Genomic DNA, 17,745 nt, shown 5'->3' with positions numbered 1-17,745 from the left:
CAATTGGGTCACATGCGTGAGGTCTGGCCGGGCGAGCCCTATCCACTCGGCGGCACCTGGGATGGCGTGGGCACCAGCTTCTCGGTGTTCTCCGAGGTCGCCGAGCGGATTGAGCTGTGCCTTTTTCAGGACGACGGCTCCGAGGAGCGCGTTGATCTGCCCGAGATGGATGGGTTCGTCTGGCATGGCTACCTGCCCGGGATCGCCCCCGGCCAGCGGTACGGCTACCGCGTCCACGGCCCGTTCGCGCCCTCGCAGGGCCACCGCTGCAACCCGGCCAAGCTGCTGCTCGACCCGTACGCCAAGGCGATCGACGGGGAGCTGACCTGGAACGAGGCGCTGTTCGCCTACCGGTTCACCAATCCGGCCGAGTTCAACGACGCCGACAGCGCGCCGTACATGCCGAAGAACGTGGTGATCAATCCGTTCTTCGAGTGGGGCAACGACCGGCCGCCGCGCACGCCGTACCACCAGACGCTGATCTATGAGGCGCACGTGCGGGCGCTCACGATGCGCCACCCGTCGGTGCCGGCGGAGCAGCGGGGCACCTACGCGGGGATCGGGCATCCGGCGGTGATCGACCACCTGGTCTCGCTCGGGGTGACCGCGATCGAGCTGATGCCGGTGCACCACTTCGTGCCGGAGCACTTCCTGGTGGCGCGGGGGCTGACGAACTACTGGGGCTACAACACGATGGCCTTCCTGGCCCCGCACGGCCCCTATTCGAGCGCGGGCTCGCGCGGGGAGCAGGTGCTGGAGTTCAAGGCGATGGTGCGCGCCCTGCACGAGGCGGGCATCGAGGTCATCCTGGACGTGGTCTACAACCACACGGCCGAGGGCGATCACATGGGGCCGACGCTCGGCTTCCGCGGCATCGACAACGCGGCCTACTACCGCCTGCACGACGGCGACCGGCGCTATTACCTCGACTACACCGGCACCGGGAACTCGCTGAACGTCCGCTCGCCGCACGCGCTGCAGCTGATCATGGACTCGCTGCGCTACTGGGTGCTGGACATGCACGTGGACGGCTTCCGCTTCGACCTGGCCTCGGCGCTGGCGCGGGAGCTGCACGACGTGGACCGGCTGAGCGCGTTCTTCGACCTGATCCAGCAGGACCCGGTGATCTCGCAGGTGAAGCTGATCGCCGAGCCGTGGGACGTGGGCCCCGGCGGCTACCAGGTCGGCAACTTCCCGCCCCTGTGGACGGAGTGGAACGGCAAGTACCGCGACACGGTGCGCGACTTCTGGCGCGGGACGGGCTCCGCGCTGCCCGAGTTCGCCTCCCGGCTGACCGGCTCCGCCGACCTCTACGCCACCTCGGGCCGCCGCCCGGTCGCCTCCATCAACTTCGTGACCTGCCACGACGGCTTCACCCTCACCGACCTGGTGTCCTACGACCGCAAGCACAACCTGGCCAACAGCGAGGACAACCGCGACGGCACCGACGACAACCGCTCCTGGAACTGCGGCGCCGAGGGCCCGGTCGAGGACCCGGACATCGTCCGCCTGCGCCACCGCCAGCGCCGTAACTTCCTGGCCACGCTCTTCCTGTCGCAGGGCGTGCCGATGATCTCCCACGGCGACGAGCTGGGCCGCTCGCAGCGCGGCAACAACAACGCCTACTGCCAGGACAACGAGCTGACCTGGATCGACTGGACGGCCGTCCACACCGAGTCGGACCTGCTGGAGTTCACGCGGTCGCTGGCCAGGCTGCGCCGCGAGCACCCGGTCTTCCAGCGCCGCCGCTTCTTCCGCGGCCGCACCGCCGACAACGGCCGCGACCTGGTGTGGCTGACCCCGGCCGGCGCCGAGATGAGCGCCGGCGACTGGCACACCGGCTACGCCAAGTCGCTCATGGTCTATCTCAACGGCGAGGCCATCACCGAGCCCGGCCCGCGCGGCGAGCGCATCCAGGACGACTCGTTCCTGCTGCTCATCAACGCCCACCACGAGGACATGACGTTCACGCTGCCGGGCGAGGAGTTCGGCGCGGCCTGGCAGACCGTCTTCGACACCAGCGACGACACCGCCCGCGACGAGCCTTTCCCCGACGAGCAGTGGCTGCCCGCCGCGCTGGTCGCCGTCGCCTCGCGCAGCCTGCAGCTCCTGCAGCGCAAAACCCCGTAAAAGCCTCTTAGAAGTACGGCAAGCCACCCCCACGCCACCCGCCGCACCGAGCGGGCGCCGATCGTGGGGGTCGCTTCTCACGTCGCACGTGGTCCCCGCCGTAACGGCCCCTTGGTTGGTGTACCGATGCACCACAAGAGACCCAACATCTCGACGCCCTCCCAGTGAACTCGCTGTTGACCACGGAAAGAGGCGTCCCTATGGTTGGTGCATCGATTCATCGGCGCCCCTTCCCCCCAGAACTGAGAGGCATCCCATGGACCTGACGAGACGGGGTTTCCTTGCTGCGCTAGGCGCCCTCGGCACGGCCGCGGTCGCCACCGGGTGCGCCGCCGGCGGCTCCTCGGCCGGGAACGCCGACGGCGCCGTGGAGGGCGAGATCACGCTCCTGACCCCGATGTTCGAGGGGTCCAGCGGCAAGCAGCTCCTCGAAGGCACGCTGCTGCCCTCGTTCCTGAAGCGGCACCCCAAGGCCAGGGTGCGCGTCGACTACACCACCTACGCCGCGCTCAACGAGAAGATCACCACCGCGCTGGCCGGCGGGCTCCTGCCCGACGTGCTCATGCTGGGCGTCGGCTGGGTGCCGCCGTTCGCCCACAAGAAGGTGCTGGCTCCGCTGCCCGACTCCGTGGCCGCCCGCCACCAGTACGAGCCCAGGGTGCTGGAACCCTCCCGCTACGACGGCAAGCTCTACGCGCTGCCGGTGGTGCTCGACACCCGGGTGGTCGCCTATCGCAAGGACATGTTCGACAAGGCCGGGATCAAGGGGACGCCCCAGGACTGGACCGAGCTGCGCGCCCTCGCCAAGGAGCTGACCAGGCGCGACGCCGCGGGCAAGCTGGCCACCGCGGGCTTCGACCCGTTCTCCGTGGACCTGCGGCAGTGCTGGGAGACGTTGCTGTTCGCCAACGGGGGCAAGCTGTTCGACGAGGCCGGCCGTACCCCCTTGTTCGACGACGAGCGCGGCGTCGCGGCGCTGCAGCTCTTCCTCGACCTGATCGCCGACAGGAGCACCGAGTACTCCTTCAAGTCCGAGACCGGCCAGCCGAGCCTCATCCAGCAGGGCAAGGCGGCGATGGCGATGACCACGACCGCGCTGTGGCTGCAGATGGAGCAGCAGACGCCCGAGCTGATCAAGGACGACGCCATCGGCACGTTCGTGGTCCGCAACACCAACGAGGCGATGCTGCAGGGCGGCACGCTGGCCTCGGTGTCGGCGCACAGCAGGCAGCCGGCCGTGGCGCGGGCGCTGGTGGAGTTCCTGGCCAGCCCGGAGGTGATCCTGCCCGCGTCCCGGCAGCGCGGGTCGGTGCCAGCGGTGCGGAGCCTGCGCGACAGCGAGTACGTGAAGAACAACAAGTTCGTCGGCTTCGCGCTGGACAACCTGGACAAGGCCTACTCCGAGGGCGGCACCGCGGCCTGGATGGAGATCCGCGAGAAGATCAAGCCGACGCTGGAGACCGCCGTCGTCGGCCAGCGCGGCGCGGCCGAGGCGCTCAAGGAGCTGTCCGGCCTGGCCGCCAACGCGATCGGCCGGCTCTGATGGCACTCGGCACGCTCGCCCCGCCGCGTCCCCCGCGCGCGGCGCCCCGGCCCGCGCGCTCGTCGCGCTCGCGCCGGCGCGCCGGATACCTGATGATGGCGCCGGCGTTCCTGCACATGCTGCTGTGGACCGGGCTGCCGCTGGTCGCCGCGGTGTTCCTGGCGTTCACCTCCTACGACATCCTGAGCGCGCCGGAGTTCGTCGGGCTCGCCAACTTCACCGAGATGTTCGGCGACCCGGTCTTCCGCCGGGCCGTGCTCAACACCGTCGTCTACGCGATCTTCACGGTGCCGGTGGCGATGGGCATCGCGCTGGTGATCGCCGTCCTGCTCAACGGCAACGTGCGCGGCCGGAGGCTGTTCCGCACCGCGGTGTTCCTGCCGCAGGTCACGGCCACGATCGCGGTCGCGCTGGTGTGGCTGTGGATCTACAACCCGCGCGGCGGGCTGCTCAACGCGGTGCTGTCGTTCTTCGGCGTCGCCGGGCCCAACTGGCTGTCGTCCACGACGTGGGCGCTGCCCGCGGTGATCGCGGTCGGCGTCTGGCAGGGCATCGGCATGAAGATGCTGATCTACCTCGCGGCGCTGCAGAACCTGCCGCCCGAGCTGTACGAGGCGGCCTCGGTCGACGGGGCCTCCAAGGTGCGCCAGTTCTTCACGATCACGGTGCCGCTGCTGCGCCCGGCGACGTTCTTCGTCTTCGTCACCTCGGTGATCGGCGCCTTCCAGTCCTTCGACCAGATCTACGTCCTGACCGACGGCGGCCCCGCCCACAGCACCACGATGATCACCTACGAGGTGTACAAGTCGGCCTTCCGCGAGTTCCGCATGGGCTACGCCTGCGCGCAGTCGCTGGTGCTGTTCGCCATCCTGATCGCCCTCACGCTGATCAACCGGCGGGTCATCGGAGGCGACCGTGTCACGGCTTAGCCGCAGGATCGGCCTCTACGCCGCGCTGAGCGTGATCGCGGTCATCATGATCGCGCCGTTCGCGTGGATGGTGCTCACCTCGCTCAAGACGCCCGCCGACATCGGCGCCAGCCCGCCGCCCCTGCTGCCGACCACGTGGGCGTGGAGCAACTACGTGGAGGCCTTCGCCGCGGCGCCGTTCGCGACCTACGCCCGCAACAGCCTGATCATCGCGGTCAGTCACACGCTGATCAACGTCACCTTCGCCTCGATGGCCGGGTACGCGCTGGCGCGGCTGCGCCTGCCCGGATCGCGATGGTTGTTCGCCGCCTTCGTGGGCGCGCTGATGATCCCCACGTACACGAAGATCCTGCCGGAGTTCCTGATCGTCCGGTTCATGCCGCTGGCCGGGGGCAACGACCTGTTCGGCCAGGGCGGCACCGGATGGCTCGACTCGTGGTGGGGCCTGATCATCCCGGGCGCGGTCGCGCCGTTCTCGGTGTTCCTGTTCCGGCAGTTCTACCTGTCGCTGCCCGTGGAGCTGGAGGAGGCGGCGCGGCTGGACGGGCTCGGCGAGTTCGGCATCTACTCCCGCATCATGACGCCGCTGGTGAAGCCGGCCTTCGCCACCGTGGCGCTGCTCACGCTCGAAGGGTCGTGGAACAACTTCCTGTGGCCGCTGCTGATCACGCGCCGGGACGATCTGCGGGTGATCCAGGTGGGCCTGTCGGTGTTCCAGACCGAGAACAACACACAGTGGGCCTTCCTGATGGCCGGTACGACGCTGGCCACGCTGCCCATGGTGCTGCTGTTCGTCGCCTTCCAGCGCTACTTCGTCCAGGGCTTCGCCACCGCCGGCATCAAGTGACCCCCCCGGAAGGATCTACCATGTCCCTGCCTCTCGCCCGGCGTACCGTCCTGATCGGCGCGGGCTTAGGAGCCACCGCCGCCTTCGCCGCCGGCCCGGCCACGGCCCTTGTGGCCGATACCGCGGCGTTGCGGCTGCGGTGGCGGGCCCTGCTGACCGGCGGCGACGGCATCGACGCCGGAGATCCGGACATCGCCGCCGCGGTGGCGCGGATCGGGCGTACCGCCGCCGGGTTCCTCGCCACGCTCGACACCGGCGCCTGCCGTACCGCGCTGTGGCCTGATCTGGCCGATCCGGCCCGTTCCGGCCATGTGACGTCGAGCTTCTCGCGGCTGGCGAAGATCGCGCTGTCGTGGGCGACGCCGGGCACCGGCCACCACGCGCACGCGCCGACCCTGCGGGTGGTCCTGGACGCGCTGGACTGGATGTCCGAGCGCCGCTACGGCCCCGCCCTGGCCCGCTACGACAACGACTGGGACTGGGAGATCGGCGCGCCCATCCAGCTCAACGACGCGATGGTCCTGCTGCACGACGTTCTGGGGGCCGAGCGCCTGGCCAGGATGACGGCGGCGGTCCACCACTACACGCCCGACCCCAACCTGTGGCGGGCCGACCGGCAGATCGCCACCGGGGCCAACCGGGTGTGGGTGTGCACGGTCGTGGCGCTGCGGGCCGTACTGGACGGGGACGGGAGTGCGCTGGGCGAGGTCCGTGACGCGCTCAGCGACGTACGCGGCGGCGGCGCCAACAGCGTGCTGGCCTTCCAGGACTCCGGCGCCGGCGGCACCGGCGAGGGCTTCTACTCCGACGGGTCGTTCCTGCAGCACTGGAAGCACCCCTACAACGGCGGCTACGGCAAGGAACTGCTCAGCACGCTGTCCAAGCTGCTGCACCTGCTGGCCGGCAGCACGTGGGCGGTGCGCGACCCGGCCGTGGACAACGTGTACCGGTGGGTGGACGAGGCGTTCGACCCGCTGATGTTCCGCGGCGACATGATGGCGGCCGTCTGCGGCCGCGAGGTGGCGCGGGAGAGCAAGCAGGGACACGCGGCGGCGCAGCCGGTGATCGAGGCGGCGCTGCGGCTGGCGGGCGCCGACCCGGGCCGGGCCACCCACCTGACACGGCTGATCAAGCGCTGGATCACCGAGGACACCTACCGCGACTTCCTCAAGGTCACCGACCTGTCGTCGATCGTGCTGGCCCGCAAGGCGCTCGGCTCGGCCGCGCCCGCCTACCCGCCGCCGGTCCTGCACCGGCAGTACCCGCGGATGGACAAGGCCGTCCACCACCGCCCCGGCTTCGGCTACGCGGTCAGCGCGTACTCCACGCGGATCTACAACTACGAGTCCATCCAGAACGAGAACCTGCGCGGCTGGCACCTGTCCGACGGCATGGTCCTGGTCTACGACGGCGACCTCGGCCACTACAGCGAGGACTACTGGCCGACCGTGGATCCGCACCGCCTGCCCGGCACCACCGTCGAGCGGCGCGCGCTCGCCGACGGGCAGGACCAGCGGCGCGTGTCCGCCGCCGACTGGGCCGGAGGCGCCGCGCTGCCCGGCACCACGCTGGCCGCCTACGGCATGGATGTGCGCGGCCTCGGCACCGGCCTGCGCGCGCTGAAGAGCTGGTTCTTCGTCGACGACGCGATCGTCTGCGTCGGCTCCGGGATCACCGGCCAGGACGTGGAGACCGTGCTGGAGAACCGCAAGCTGCGCGATCCGCAGGCCGTGCTGACCGTGAACGGCGCCGCCGTACCGGGCAGCCCGGGGACGCTGACCGGCGTGCGCTGGGCCCACCTCGCGGGCACCGGCGGCTACGTCCTGGCCGGCCCGACACGGCTGCGGGCCCTGCGCGAAGCGCGTACCGGCCGGTGGAAGGACATCAACATCAAGTACGGCTCCGCCACCGAGATCACCCGCACCTACCTGACCCTGTGGCTGGAGCACGCGGCGGGCACCGGCTACTCCTACACCCAGCTTCCCGCGGCCTCCGCCGAGCGGACGGCGGCATGGTCGGCGGCGCCCGCCGCTCAGGTGGTGGCGGCGACGGGGGCGGTGCACGCGGTGGCCGGTCCCGGCCGTCACTTCCTGGCGGCGAACTTCTGGGGCGCCGGGCGGGCCGTGGATCTGGCGGCCGACGGGGCCGCCTCGGTGGTGACCCGCAGGCGTGGCTCGGCGACGGCGGTGGCGGTGTCCGATCCGACGCAGAAGCGCGACCGGGTGGTGGTGGAGCTGTTCCGGCCGGGGCTGCGGATGGTGCGGGCCGATCCGGGGGTGCGGGTGCAGGCGCTGGCGGGCCGGGTCCGGATCACCGCGGAGACCGCGGGCCGCCATGGGGCGAGCCTCACCGCCGACCTGGCCTGAACAGCCCCCGACAAATCGCTCGATGGAGAGGATTGCCCGTGCTCGTGGACATGCCGCCCGACCGGCTGCGCGACTACCGCCCGGAACCCGAGGAGCCCGCCGACTTCGACGCGTTCTGGAAACGCACGCTCGACGACTCCCCCGCCGGAGCGGAGTTCGCGCCGTGGGAGGGCGGCCTGGCCACGGTCGAGGTCCTGGACGTGACGTTCGGCGGATGGGCGGGGCAGCCGGTCAAGGCCTGGCTGCTGCTGCCCCGTCATCGAACCGCGCCGCTGCCCGCCGTCGTGCAGTACATCGGGTACAACGGGGGGCGCGGCCTGCCGTACCAGTCGCTGGCCTACAGCGCGGCCGGGCACGCCCACCTGATCATGGACAACCGCGGCCAGGGCGGCGGCGGCAAGGCCACCGCCGACACCCCTGACGTGCACCCGGCCGGCCACGGCTCCTCCGCGCCCGGTTTCGTCACCCGCGGCATCGAGGATCCCGAGCACCACTACTACCGGCGTCTCATGACCGACGCGGTCCGCGCGGTCGACGCGGTCAGGGCGCATCCCGACGTGGACGGCTCGCGGGTCGCGGTGGCCGGGGGCAGCCAGGGCGGCGGGCTGGCGCTGGCCGTCGCCGGGCTGCGCGACGACGTGGCGGGCATGCTGGCCGACGTGCCGTTCCTGTGCCACTACCGGCGCGCGGCCGAGATCACCGACAACGGCCCCTACGCGGAGATCCGCCGCTGGCTGAGCGGCCACCGCTTCGCCGCGGAGACGGCCTTCACCACACTGTCCTACTTCGACGGCGTCAACTTCGCCGCCCGCGCCTCCTGCCCCGGCTGGTTCTCGGTCGGGCTGATGGACAACGTCTGCCCGCCCTCCACGGTCTACGCCGCCTTCAACCGCTACGCCGGTCCCGCCTCGATCGAGGTGTACCGCTACAACGGCCACGAGGGCGGCGCCGAGTACGACCTGCCGCGCAAGTTCGCGGCCCTGCGTTCCCTGTTTTCCTAAGGAGTTCTGATGAGTTCTGACCTGCGTGACACCCGGGCCCTCGTCACCGGCGCGGCACACGGCATCGGCGCGGCCATCGCCGTGGCGCTGGCCGGGGCCGGGGCTGACGTGGTGGTGCACTACGGGCGCTCGGCGGGAGCGGCGGACACCGTGGCGCGCGTGGAGGCGTGCGGCCGCAAGGCGCTGGCCGTGCGGGCCGACCTGACCTCCACGGAGGAGGCCGGCCGCCTGGTCGGCGAGGCGGTGGCGTTCCTGGGCGGGCTGGACGTCCTGGTGTGCAATGCCGGGCATCTGGTAGGACGGTCTACCGTGGCCGACATGTCCGACGAGCAGTTCGCCGCCACGCTGGACGTGAACCTGGGCGCCACCTTCCGCACCTGCCGCGCCGCCGTACCGCACATGGGCGCGAAGGGCCGCATCATCACGATGTCCTCGCTGGCCGCCCACAACGGCGGCGGCCCCGGCTCTGCGGCCTACGCGGCGGCCAAGGCCGGGGTCATCGGCTTCACCAAGGCCCTGGCCAAGGAGCTCGCGCCCCAGGGCATCACCGTGAACGCCCTCGCCCCCGGATTCATCGGCCAGACCGCCTTCCACGACACGTTCACCTCCGCCGAGGCGCGCGCGGCCATCGTCGGCGGCATCCCCGCCGGTCGCGAGGGCCACCCCGCCGACGTGGCCGCCGCCGCCGTCTACCTGGCCGCGCCGGGCAACGGCTTCGTCACCGGCACCACGCTCGACATCGACGGTGGCGTATGGCCCCGCTGAGCGCGCCGCGCCTGCCGCGCGAGCGCGGCGGCTGGTGGCACGCCTACGTCTGCGGCGCGCACGGCGTCGAACTCGCCCACGACGGCCTGCTGTCGGGCGCGTTCCCGCCCGAGGGGGCGCGCTGCCCGTACGGCTGCCGCCTGGACACCCCCGCTGTCCACGGCGCGTGGGCCGCCCTGGCCCACCAGGCGTGCGCGCGCCGCATCCGCCTGCTCGCCGCCGTCTCCCCCGCGCAGGCCCTCCCCCCGCTGATCGAGTACGGCGAGCGGTACGCGGAACTCACCTCCGGCGGCCGCCACGAACAGGCTCAGCCGTGGATGCTCCGGGGCCGCATGTTCCACCAGGCGCTCAGCGAGGCGATCTGGGCGGTCTCGCTCGGCCACGCCGCCTGGACGCTGGCCGAACACGAGATCCACGGCCTGGACCCGCTCCTCCCGCTGCTGGACTCGCTGGAGCGCGCGGCCCGCGAGGCCCGCGCCACGCTCGTCGCCCAGGACCGCTTCACCTCCAACTACACCGCCTGGCTCAACGCCGCCGGCGCCGTCACCGCCCGCGCCGCGGCCCTCATCCGCGGCGGCACGACGGACGCGCAAGAGGCCCGCGACAGCACGGCGGAGGCGGACTGGCTGGAGGGGTCGCACGGCCTGCACGCGCACATCCTGGCCGCCGTCGCGCCGGACGGCTGGGAGTGGGAGGCCTCGACCTACTACCACGGCTTCGTCCTGCGCGCCTACCTGCTGCAGTTGCGCGGCACCCGCCCCGGGGACCTGCCGGACGCGGTCGCCGCCAGGCTGCTGGGCATGATCGCGGCGCTGGCCGGGACGGCCTCACCCGGCGGGGTGCTGCCCGCGCTCCACGACGGCCCCTACGACCGCCCCGCCACCGCCGCCGAGCACGCCGAGCTCGGGGTCCTGGCCGCCGGTTTCGCCGCGCCGGACCATCTGGCCGCCGTCACCGCCCGCGCCGTGGCCGACGCCGGGACCGGCCACGACCGGCTGGAGTCCTTCCTTTCCGGGTGGTTCGCCGGGCCGCCGCGCGCCGCCGTACCGCCGGGGACGCGTTTTCCCGACGCGGGCCTCGCGGTGCTGCGGGCGGGCGGCGTGCACGCCGTGCTCGACTACGGCCCGCACGGCGGCAGCCACGGCCACCACGACAAACTCGCCCTCTACCTGTACGGCGAGCACACCCCCTGGCAGCCCGACCCCGGCCAGGTCCCCTACGCCGAGGACCGCTGGCGCGCCTACTTCGCCGGGCCCGACGCCCACCCCGCCCCCGGCCTGCCCGGCTTGGAACCCGCCGAGACCACCGGCACGCTGGACGCCGACGACCCCGGCCGGGTCACGGCGAGCTGCGACGACGCCTATCCGGGCGTGCGCCTCACCCGGACGGTGCTGACCGGCTCCGGCTACCTGGCCGACCTGTGCGCGCTGGCGCCGAAGGCGGACGAGCCGGTGGTGCTGCGGTTGCGGCCCGGGGTGCCGGTGGAGGCGGCCGAAGGCGACGGCGTGGTCACGACCGTGTGGCGGGGCGAGGAGGAACTGCGCGGCCTGCACGTGGCCGACGCCCCCGCCGTGCTCTCGGCCTTCCCCGCGCCGGGCCTGGCCGACGACCCGCAGCGGGCCCGCACCTGCCTGGACTGGGCGGCGCGGGGTCCGGTCACGTTCTGCTCGGTGTACCAGGCTGCGGGGGCCGAGCCCGGGGTGCTCGGCGTGGCGGTGGCGGACGGCGCGCTCAGGGTGACGCTGGCGGGCGGCGCCGTCGAGGAGCACCGCCTGCCGAGAGCGGGCGGTGCTGCCGAGGAGCATCTCCTGGTGAGTGCGGGCGGGGACGCAGAGGAGCGTCGGCTGCCGTGAGCGGGCGGCGCTGGGATCAGGCGATGGTGCGCTTGCTCGGGTACGCGACCGTTCCGGCGTTCGCCGGGGCCGCGTTCTGCCTGCTGGCGCTGGGCGTGGTGACGTGGCTGCCCGCGCTGGCCGCCGCCGCGGCAGCGCTGCGGGCCTGGCGGGAGGAGGGCGAGCACCGGGTGTTCACCGGGGTGCTGCGCGCCTTCCCCGGCTACCTGCGCCCGCTGCTCCCGCACGCGCTCGCCTCCACCGCCGCCATGGCGCTGCTCGGCGCGAACGTGCTGTTCCTGCTGCGGCGGCCGGGCGAGCTGGCCGGGCCGCTGCTGTGGGGGCAGCTCGGCGTCCTCGCCGTCGCGCTCGTCTACCACGTGCACCTGGCCGTGGCCGCCGCCCGCGCACCCGGCGCGGGGGCCCGTACGTGGGCGCTGACGGCGCTGCGCGGGTTCGGGGCGCCGGGGCCGAGCCTCGCGATCCTGGGGGCGGCGGTGGCGGCGGGCATCCTCACGATCGTGCTGCCGTTCGGGCCGCTGCTGTACGGGCCCACCGTCCCCCTCCTGCTCGCCCTGCACCTCGGCGCCGGGCGCGGTTAGGGCCAGTCGACCACGCCGGTCCACGGGCGCGGCGACGCGTGCACCGGCTCGCCGTCGCGCCGGACGCTGACCGCCTCCACCAGCGCCGCCCTGCCGCCGGAGACGATGACCGCCGCCGCCTCGGCCTCGATGCCGGCCGCCGTGATCTTCCGCTCCGCGGGCGACAGCAGGACCACCTCGCCGTCGAACGACAGCGCCGTGCCGTACCCGCTGTCGACAGGGAGGCGCGCGGACGTCGGCGGGGCGGGGTTCAGGGCGGCGGACGGCTCGATCGTGTGCAGGAGGCACGCCTCCCGCACGCGCGCGGTCGTGGTGCGGACGGTGTGCAGCGTCTTCACGATGCGCAGGCTCGGCGTGGAGGAGGTGGGGTTGGCCTCGATCTCGGTGACGTCCCGGGTGACCTGGACGGGCTCGGTCGACAGGCGGCGTACCCAGGCCAGGGCGGGGCCCGAGACCAGCGCCAGATCGGGGGCGCTCGGATCGGCGGGCCAGTCGGTGTGCAGGAGCATGGTCCAGGCGCGCGGCTCGGCGGCTGCCAGCGTGTCGAGCAGCACGGTACGGCCGCGCGGAGTGACCACGAGCGTGCGGTCGCAGCGCAGCACGCCGAGCTCCTCGGGGAACATCACCGCCGTCGAGGAGGTGGCGTGGGCGAAGCCGTCGCGGGCCAGCACGTCGCGCATGCCGGGCACACGGTCGTCGGGAAGGTCCTTGTAGACGTGGTAGCGGCCCTCATCCGCCCAGCCCGAGCCGTCGGCCAGCACGAGGTTGTGGTGGGCGGCCCGCTTGGCGTTGCAGTAGCCGTCGTCGACGGCGAGGAAGGCCCCGTGCGCGGCCAGCACGAACGAGCCCGCGTCCGGGTGGTGGTGCCCGGCGCTCAGCGTGTCCCAGCCGCGCTCGTCGCGCAGCCGCCGCGACTCCCGCCACGCGCGGTGCCCGCCGCCGGGCGCGGACTTGAAGCTGAGGTACGCGGCGTCGCCGGCCCAGCTCGTCCGCGTGGTGAGCTGGCCGAGGTCGGGGAAGTAGGCGCTGGTTTCACGCGGCGGCTCCGGGGCGACCGACGGGTCGTACCAGAGGAGTTCGAGGTAGGCCTCGGGCATGACCCCTGGCTTGACGCCCGACTCGTACGCCTCGCGCCACAGGAAGCGCTCCGACACCAGATCGGCCAGCCAGCGCGCGCGGCCGTCGCGGTAGGCGGCGGCGAGCTTGTAGTACAGGGCCGGGCTGTGGCCGCTGCGGCGGTCGTGGCAGTCGCCGTGGTCGGCGTTCTCCTCGAAGCCGGGCGCGCACTGGTGCAGCCGCCAGCCGAAGGTGTTGCCCAGGAAGCCGCCGCGATCCCACAGGCTCACGCCCTCCAGGCGTTCGACCAGGTCGGCGTGTATGGCCAGCCACGGCACGCCGTACCTCCAGTAGACAACGCCCTCGCTGTCGGAGCCGTCCTCGGGCAGCAGTTCCAGGACGGTTTCCAGGTTGCGCCGGGCACGCGTGGTCCAGGCGGGCTCGTCCAGCAGGTACCCGGCGGCGGCCAGGCCCGCGTGGCAGATCCAGTTGTGGTTCTGCCAGTAGCTGGAGGACCACCAGCCGCCCTCGCTCGCGACCGCGTGGTCGTACAGGCGCCGCCCCTGCAGGCGCAGCTTGGCGCGCAGTGCCTCCAGGCGGCCGGGGCCGAGGTCGTCGCCGAGCCAGCCGCAGGCCATCGACAGTCCGTGGAGCAGCCAGCCGGCGTCCAGGTCGTGGTCGGGCAGGTGGGCCTTGCCCCAGTGAGGATAGGAGATCGCGGTCGAGATCCAGCGCCAGGCCTCCTCCAGGTACGCGCGGTTGCCGGTCAGCCGGTAGGCCAGGGCCAGGTTGGCGGCGGCGGGGCCGAAGTAGGTGATGCTGGCGCGCGGGTGCTCGGCGGGCGGCCGCTGGCGGCGGTACCAGTCGCACTGCTCGTGCAACCGGCGCCACTGCGCGGCGTGCGTCGTGGTGAGCGGGTCCCTCAGGCCGTCGACGGGAAACACACGACCTCCTTGTGCAACGTTTTACCGAGACTTCACCCTAGACCATGGGCAGCAGGACCCTCCAGCAGGGCGCTACAATGACCGCCATGAGCGGTGCAACGATCCACCAGGTAGCGAAGGCCGCGGGCGTCTCCCCCAGCACCGTGTCCAACTTCCTCAACGGCCGCCCCGGCCGCATGCTGCCGGAGACCAGGGCCAGGGTCGAGGAGGCCATCAGGCACCTCGACTACCGGCCCAACCGCGCCGCGCGGCAGTTGCGCACCGGGCGCGTCCAGGTGGTCGGGCTGGTCGTGCCGTCGGTGGCGAACCCGTTCTGGGGCGCGTTCGCGCTCCACCTGGAAGGGGCCGCCCTGGCCGCCGGATACCACGTGCTGCTCTGCAACAGCGCCCGTGACCCCGAGCGCGAGCGCGCCTACATCGACGAGCTGTGGGCCGACGGCATCCGCGGCGTCGTGCTCTGCTCTTCCCTGCCCTCGCTCGACCACGTGCTGCCCCTCGTCGAGCAGGGGCTCAACCTGGTCGCCTTCGACCGCACCGCCCAGGCCGGCGACCCGTCCCGCATGGTCAACATCAGCGTCGACAACGTCATCGGCGCCCAGCTCGCCACCCGCCACCTGCTGGAGCTCGGCCACCGCCGGATCGCGTTCGTCTCCGGCGCGCTGCGCAGCGTCAACCGGCGCGAGCGCTTCCGCGGCTTCCGCGACGCCCTGGAGGGCGCCGGGCTCTCCCCCGACGACGCCATCGTGTGGTCGGGGGCCGCCGACGAGCCCTACGGCGACCTCGACGTGGCCGGGCTCGGCCGGCGCGCCGCCGCAGACCTCATGCGCGAGGACGACCCGCCCACCGCGATCGTCGCCATCAACGACATGTGCGCGCTGGGCGTCAGCGCGGGTGTGCGCGACGCCGGGCTGCGCGTCGGCCAGGACGTCTCCGTCGTCGGCTTCGACGACATCGTCCTCGCCGACCTGGCCGCGCCGCCGCTCACCACCGTCCGCCAGCCCATGGCCGACATGGCCGCCGCCGCGTTCACCCACCTGCGCGAGTGCGTCGAGTCCGACGAGCCGGCCACCGGCCGCTCGCTGCTGATGCGGCCCGAGCTCGTGGTCAGGGGCTCTACTGGCCCCGTGCCACCGCCGCGGTGAGCAGCACCAGCACGAACGTCGTCACCCCCGCCACCCCGTGCAGCAGCACCGCCAGCACGGGCAGCCGCCGTTCCGCGCCCTTGGCGTGCCGGCCCGCGCCGAGCCAGCGCGTGAACAGCGTGAACCCCAGCAGCGCCGCGCCCGCGAGCACCCCGAACGCGGCCCAGGCCAGCACCCGGTTCCCGGTGAGCAGGAACGCGACCCAGCAGGCCAGCGCGCAGATCGCGAGAGCCGGATGGGAGAAGATCAGCGCCACCGGGAAACGGGTGACCTTCGTCGCCTGTTGTCGCAGGCCGCCGCCTGACAGCCAGAGGTAGAGCAGGTAGATGCCGACGATCGCAGTGAACAGCCATGTCACGACAGTGACCAGACCCACCGGGCCTCCTTGTAGTCCCCACGCCCTATCGCCACGTTAAGCACAAGACATCACGTACGTCTTTCAGATCCACGAAAGCGCTATATCCTCCTCCAACCGCCCACCCGGCCCGTCCTGCGCCCTTCCACCCCGCTCTTGCCCGTGCATCCCCGGCACTTTCCGGCGCGCCGGACACGCCGTCCGGCCGAGGACCGCCCTCCCCTGCGCACGCGCACCCCCTCCGGATCCCGAGCGCTCCTGGAGGCCGGGCGCTCCGGCCGGGTCCTTGGGTGCTTCACCGCTCCTGCCCGCGGGACAACGGTGACGGGTCGCCGGGGGTGGGAGGTGGGGCTGGTTGTCGGGGGTGTGTGCCAAGGTAGGGGGGTGCGTCGCATTCACCCGGACACCCATGACGACCCCGACCTGGCCCAGGCCTACGCCTACCCGGAGGGCCGGCCGTGGCTGCGGGTCAACATGGTGGCCAGCGCCGACGGCGCCGCCTGGCTCAAGGGCCTGTCAGGGGGGCTCTCGAGCAAGGGCGACCGCCGGGTGTTCGGGGTCCTGCGCGGGCTGGCCGACGTGATCCTGGCGGGCGCCGCGACCGTCCGCACCGAGGGGTACGGCCCCGCCAAACGCAGACCGGGCAGGCAGGTCCCCCCGCCGATCGCCGTGATCACCCGCCGGCTCGACCTCGACCTGGGCAGCCCGCTGTTCACCGAGGCCGAGTCGCCCACGATCGTCATCACCTGCGAGGCGGCCCCCGCCGACCGGCGGGCCGCGGCGGGCAGGCAGGCCGAGGTGATCCTGGCGGGCGCGGACCGGGTCGACCTGCCGCTGGCCGTACAGGCGCTGCGTGAGCGTGGCCTGGACCGGATCCTGTGCGAGGGCGGGCCGCGGCTCAACGCGCAGCTCGCGGCGGCCGACCTGATCGACGAGCTGTGCCTGTCGGTGAGCCCGCTGCTGGTCGGCGGCACGGCGGCGCGCATACTCAACGGCGAGAGCGCGAACGTCGGCCTGACGCTGGCCCAGGTGCTCGAGGAAGACGGCGTGCTGTTCAACCGCTATGTGAGGGAGTGAGCCGATGGAGGAGCCCACCGAGATCCAGCTCGACCTGCCGGTGCTGCCGCCGGTGGCGCCGATGCTGGCCAAGGCGGTCAAGGCGATGCCGAAGCAGGACGGCGGCCTTTTCTACGAGCCGAAGTGGGACGGCTTCCGCTGCATCATCTTCCGCGACGGCGACGAGGTGTTCCTGGGCAGCCGCAACGAGCGGCCGTTCACCCGGTACTTCCCCGAGCTGGTCGAGGCGGTAAAACGCGAGCTGCCCGACAAGTGCGTGGTCGACGGCGAGATCGTGCTGATCCATGACACGCACCTCAATTTCGAGCAGCTCCAGCAGCGCATCCATCCGGCGGCCTCGCGGGTGAAGATGTTGTCGGAGACGACTCCTGCCTCGTTCATCGCCTTCGATCTGCTGGCGCTGGGCGAGGAGTCGCTGATGGAGACGCCGTTCGCCGACCGCCGCGCCCGCCTTGAGGGGATATTTCCTGAAAAGGGGCAGACGGGCGCCATCCGCCTCACCCCGGTCACCAGGAACGACGAGCAGGCCGGCGAGTGGTTCGAGATGTTCGAGGGCGCCGGACTCGACGGCATCATCGTCAAACCCGGCGACCAGCCGTACATCCCCGACAAGCGCACCATGTTCAAGGTCAAGCACGAACGCACCGCCGACGTCGTCGTGGCCGGATACCGCGAGCACAAGACGGGCCCGATCGTCGGCTCGATCCTGCTCGGCCTCTACGGCCCCGACGGCAAGCTGCACCACGTGGGCGTGGCCGCCTCGTTCCCCATGGCGCGCCGGGCGGAGCTGGTGGAGGAGCTCAAGCCGTACCTCGCCCAGCTCGGCGAGCATCCGTGGGGCGCGTGGGCCGACCAGGCGATCCTGCAGGCGCAGGAGGGCGGCCCGGCCGCGACGCCCGCGCGCGGCGGCCAGCGCATGCCCGGCGCGGTCTCGCGGTGGAACGCCAAGAAGGACCTGTCGTTCATCCCGCTGCGGCCGGAGCTGGTGATGGAGGTGGCCTACGACGCGATGGAAGGCGACCGGTTCCGCCATACGGCCCAGTTCCGGCGCTGGAGGCCTGATCGGACGCCCGAATCCTGCAATTACGAGCAGCTTGAAAGACCTGTTGCCTATAACCTCGACGACATCCTTGCCCGCTGACCCCCAAAGCCGTTA

14 protein-coding genes are annotated in these 17,745 nt (G+C 72.3%); 12 read left to right on the top strand and 2 right to left on the bottom strand.

Features of this window, described 5'->3' with window-relative positions; genetic code table 11:
• Nucleotides 1–12 precede the first annotated feature (12 nt).
• From glgX to ACIBI5_RS02900, 9 genes are all read left to right on the top strand, one after another.
• Entirely contained in the window at nt 13–2,130 is a 2,118-nt protein-coding gene (glgX, locus tag ACIBI5_RS02940) for a glycogen debranching protein GlgX (protein WP_397242538.1), read from the top strand.
• Between the two features lie 256 nt (nt 2,131–2,386).
• Complete coding sequence (locus tag ACIBI5_RS02935) at nt 2,387–3,673, top strand: ABC transporter substrate-binding protein (RefSeq protein ID WP_397242536.1); 1,287 nt, start codon at nt 2,387–2,389, stop codon at nt 3,671–3,673.
• Nucleotides 3,673–4,602, top strand: a complete 930-nt coding sequence (locus tag ACIBI5_RS02930; RefSeq protein ID WP_397242534.1) for a carbohydrate ABC transporter permease — start codon at nt 3,673–3,675, stop codon at nt 4,600–4,602. The genes ACIBI5_RS02935 and ACIBI5_RS02930 overlap by 1 nt, the downstream gene beginning before the upstream one ends.
• Nucleotides 4,589–5,449, top strand: a complete 861-nt coding sequence (locus ACIBI5_RS02925) for a carbohydrate ABC transporter permease (RefSeq protein ID WP_397242532.1) — start codon at nt 4,589–4,591, stop codon at nt 5,447–5,449. The genes ACIBI5_RS02930 and ACIBI5_RS02925 overlap by 14 nt, the downstream gene beginning before the upstream one ends.
• 20 nt (nt 5,450–5,469) lie before the next feature.
• A complete protein-coding gene (locus ACIBI5_RS02920; protein ID WP_397242530.1) occupies nt 5,470–7,815 on the top strand; it encodes a polysaccharide lyase 8 family protein in 2,346 nt (781 codons plus the stop codon).
• A gap of 38 nt (nt 7,816–7,853) precedes the next feature.
• Nucleotides 7,854–8,816 carry an acetylxylan esterase gene (locus tag ACIBI5_RS02915; RefSeq protein WP_397242528.1) on the top strand — a complete coding sequence of 321 codons (963 nt, stop codon included), beginning with the start codon at nt 7,854–7,856 and terminating at the stop codon, nt 8,814–8,816.
• A gap of 9 nt (nt 8,817–8,825) precedes the next feature.
• Nucleotides 8,826–9,581, top strand: a complete 756-nt coding sequence (locus tag ACIBI5_RS02910; protein WP_397242526.1) for an SDR family NAD(P)-dependent oxidoreductase — start codon at nt 8,826–8,828, stop codon at nt 9,579–9,581.
• Nucleotides 9,569–11,434, top strand: coding sequence for a heparinase II/III family protein (locus ACIBI5_RS02905; protein WP_397242524.1), 1,866 nt, complete (start codon nt 9,569–9,571; stop codon nt 11,432–11,434). Before ACIBI5_RS02910 ends, ACIBI5_RS02905 begins: the two co-directional genes overlap by 13 nt.
• A gap of 23 nt (nt 11,435–11,457) precedes the next feature.
• Nucleotides 11,458–12,015, top strand: coding sequence for a hypothetical protein (locus ACIBI5_RS02900; RefSeq protein ID WP_397242522.1), 558 nt, complete (start codon nt 11,458–11,460; stop codon nt 12,013–12,015).
• Here the strand turns inward: ACIBI5_RS02900 and ACIBI5_RS02895 are convergent.
• Nucleotides 12,012–14,015, bottom strand: a complete 2,004-nt coding sequence (locus ACIBI5_RS02895; RefSeq protein WP_397242520.1) for a hypothetical protein — start codon at nt 14,013–14,015, stop codon at nt 12,012–12,014. The genes ACIBI5_RS02900 and ACIBI5_RS02895 overlap by 4 nt on opposite strands.
• 86 nt (nt 14,016–14,101) lie before the next feature.
• Between ACIBI5_RS02895 and ACIBI5_RS02890 the strand changes: the two genes are divergently transcribed.
• Nucleotides 14,102–15,157: a LacI family DNA-binding transcriptional regulator gene (locus ACIBI5_RS02890; RefSeq protein WP_397242518.1), complete on the top strand. Its 1,056-nt coding sequence runs from the start codon at nt 14,102–14,104 to the stop codon at nt 15,155–15,157.
• On the opposite strand, the gene ACIBI5_RS02885 is transcribed toward ACIBI5_RS02890, so the two are convergent.
• Nucleotides 15,129–15,533, bottom strand: coding sequence for a hypothetical protein (locus ACIBI5_RS02885; protein WP_397097583.1), 405 nt, complete (start codon nt 15,531–15,533; stop codon nt 15,129–15,131). The two genes, ACIBI5_RS02890 and ACIBI5_RS02885, sit on opposite strands and share 29 nt — an antisense overlap.
• A 363-nt stretch (nt 15,534–15,896) precedes the next feature.
• On the opposite strand from ACIBI5_RS02885, the gene ACIBI5_RS02880 reads away from it, so the two are divergent.
• On the top strand, nt 15,897–16,589 hold the full coding sequence (locus ACIBI5_RS02880) for a pyrimidine reductase family protein (RefSeq protein WP_397242516.1): 693 nt from the start codon (nt 15,897–15,899) through the stop codon (nt 16,587–16,589).
• A 4-nt stretch (nt 16,590–16,593) separates the two neighbouring features.
• A complete protein-coding gene (locus tag ACIBI5_RS02875; RefSeq protein WP_397242514.1) occupies nt 16,594–17,730 on the top strand; it encodes an ATP-dependent DNA ligase in 1,137 nt (378 codons plus the stop codon).
• Nucleotides 17,731–17,745 lie beyond the last annotated feature (15 nt).

The organism is Nonomuraea sp. NPDC050540 (assembly GCF_044457485.1).
Classification (GTDB): domain Bacteria; phylum Actinomycetota; class Actinomycetes; order Streptosporangiales; family Streptosporangiaceae; genus Nonomuraea.
This window is presented reverse-complemented; position numbering and strand designations above follow the sequence as displayed.

Excerpts from the sequence above, each read along its gene's own strand:
- ACIBI5_RS02900 (WP_397242522.1), top strand. The coding sequence starts at position 11,458 with ATGGTGCGCTTGCTCGGGTACGCGACCGTTCCGGCGTTCGCCGGGGCC.
- ACIBI5_RS02930 (WP_397242534.1), top strand. The coding sequence starts at position 3,673 with ATGGCACTCGGCACGCTCGCCCCGCCGCGTCCCCCGCGCGCGGCGCCC.
- ACIBI5_RS02935 (WP_397242536.1), top strand. The coding sequence starts at position 2,387 with ATGGACCTGACGAGACGGGGTTTCCTTGCTGCGCTAGGCGCCCTCGGC.
- ACIBI5_RS02875 (WP_397242514.1), top strand. The coding sequence starts at position 16,594 with ATGGAGGAGCCCACCGAGATCCAGCTCGACCTGCCGGTGCTGCCGCCG.
- glgX (WP_397242538.1), top strand. The coding sequence starts at position 13 with ATGCGTGAGGTCTGGCCGGGCGAGCCCTATCCACTCGGCGGCACCTGG.
- ACIBI5_RS02890 (WP_397242518.1), top strand. The coding sequence starts at position 14,102 with ATGAGCGGTGCAACGATCCACCAGGTAGCGAAGGCCGCGGGCGTCTCC.
- ACIBI5_RS02905 (WP_397242524.1), top strand. The coding sequence starts at position 9,569 with ATGGCCCCGCTGAGCGCGCCGCGCCTGCCGCGCGAGCGCGGCGGCTGG.
- ACIBI5_RS02920 (WP_397242530.1), top strand. The coding sequence starts at position 5,470 with ATGTCCCTGCCTCTCGCCCGGCGTACCGTCCTGATCGGCGCGGGCTTA.
- ACIBI5_RS02910 (WP_397242526.1), top strand. The coding sequence starts at position 8,826 with ATGAGTTCTGACCTGCGTGACACCCGGGCCCTCGTCACCGGCGCGGCA.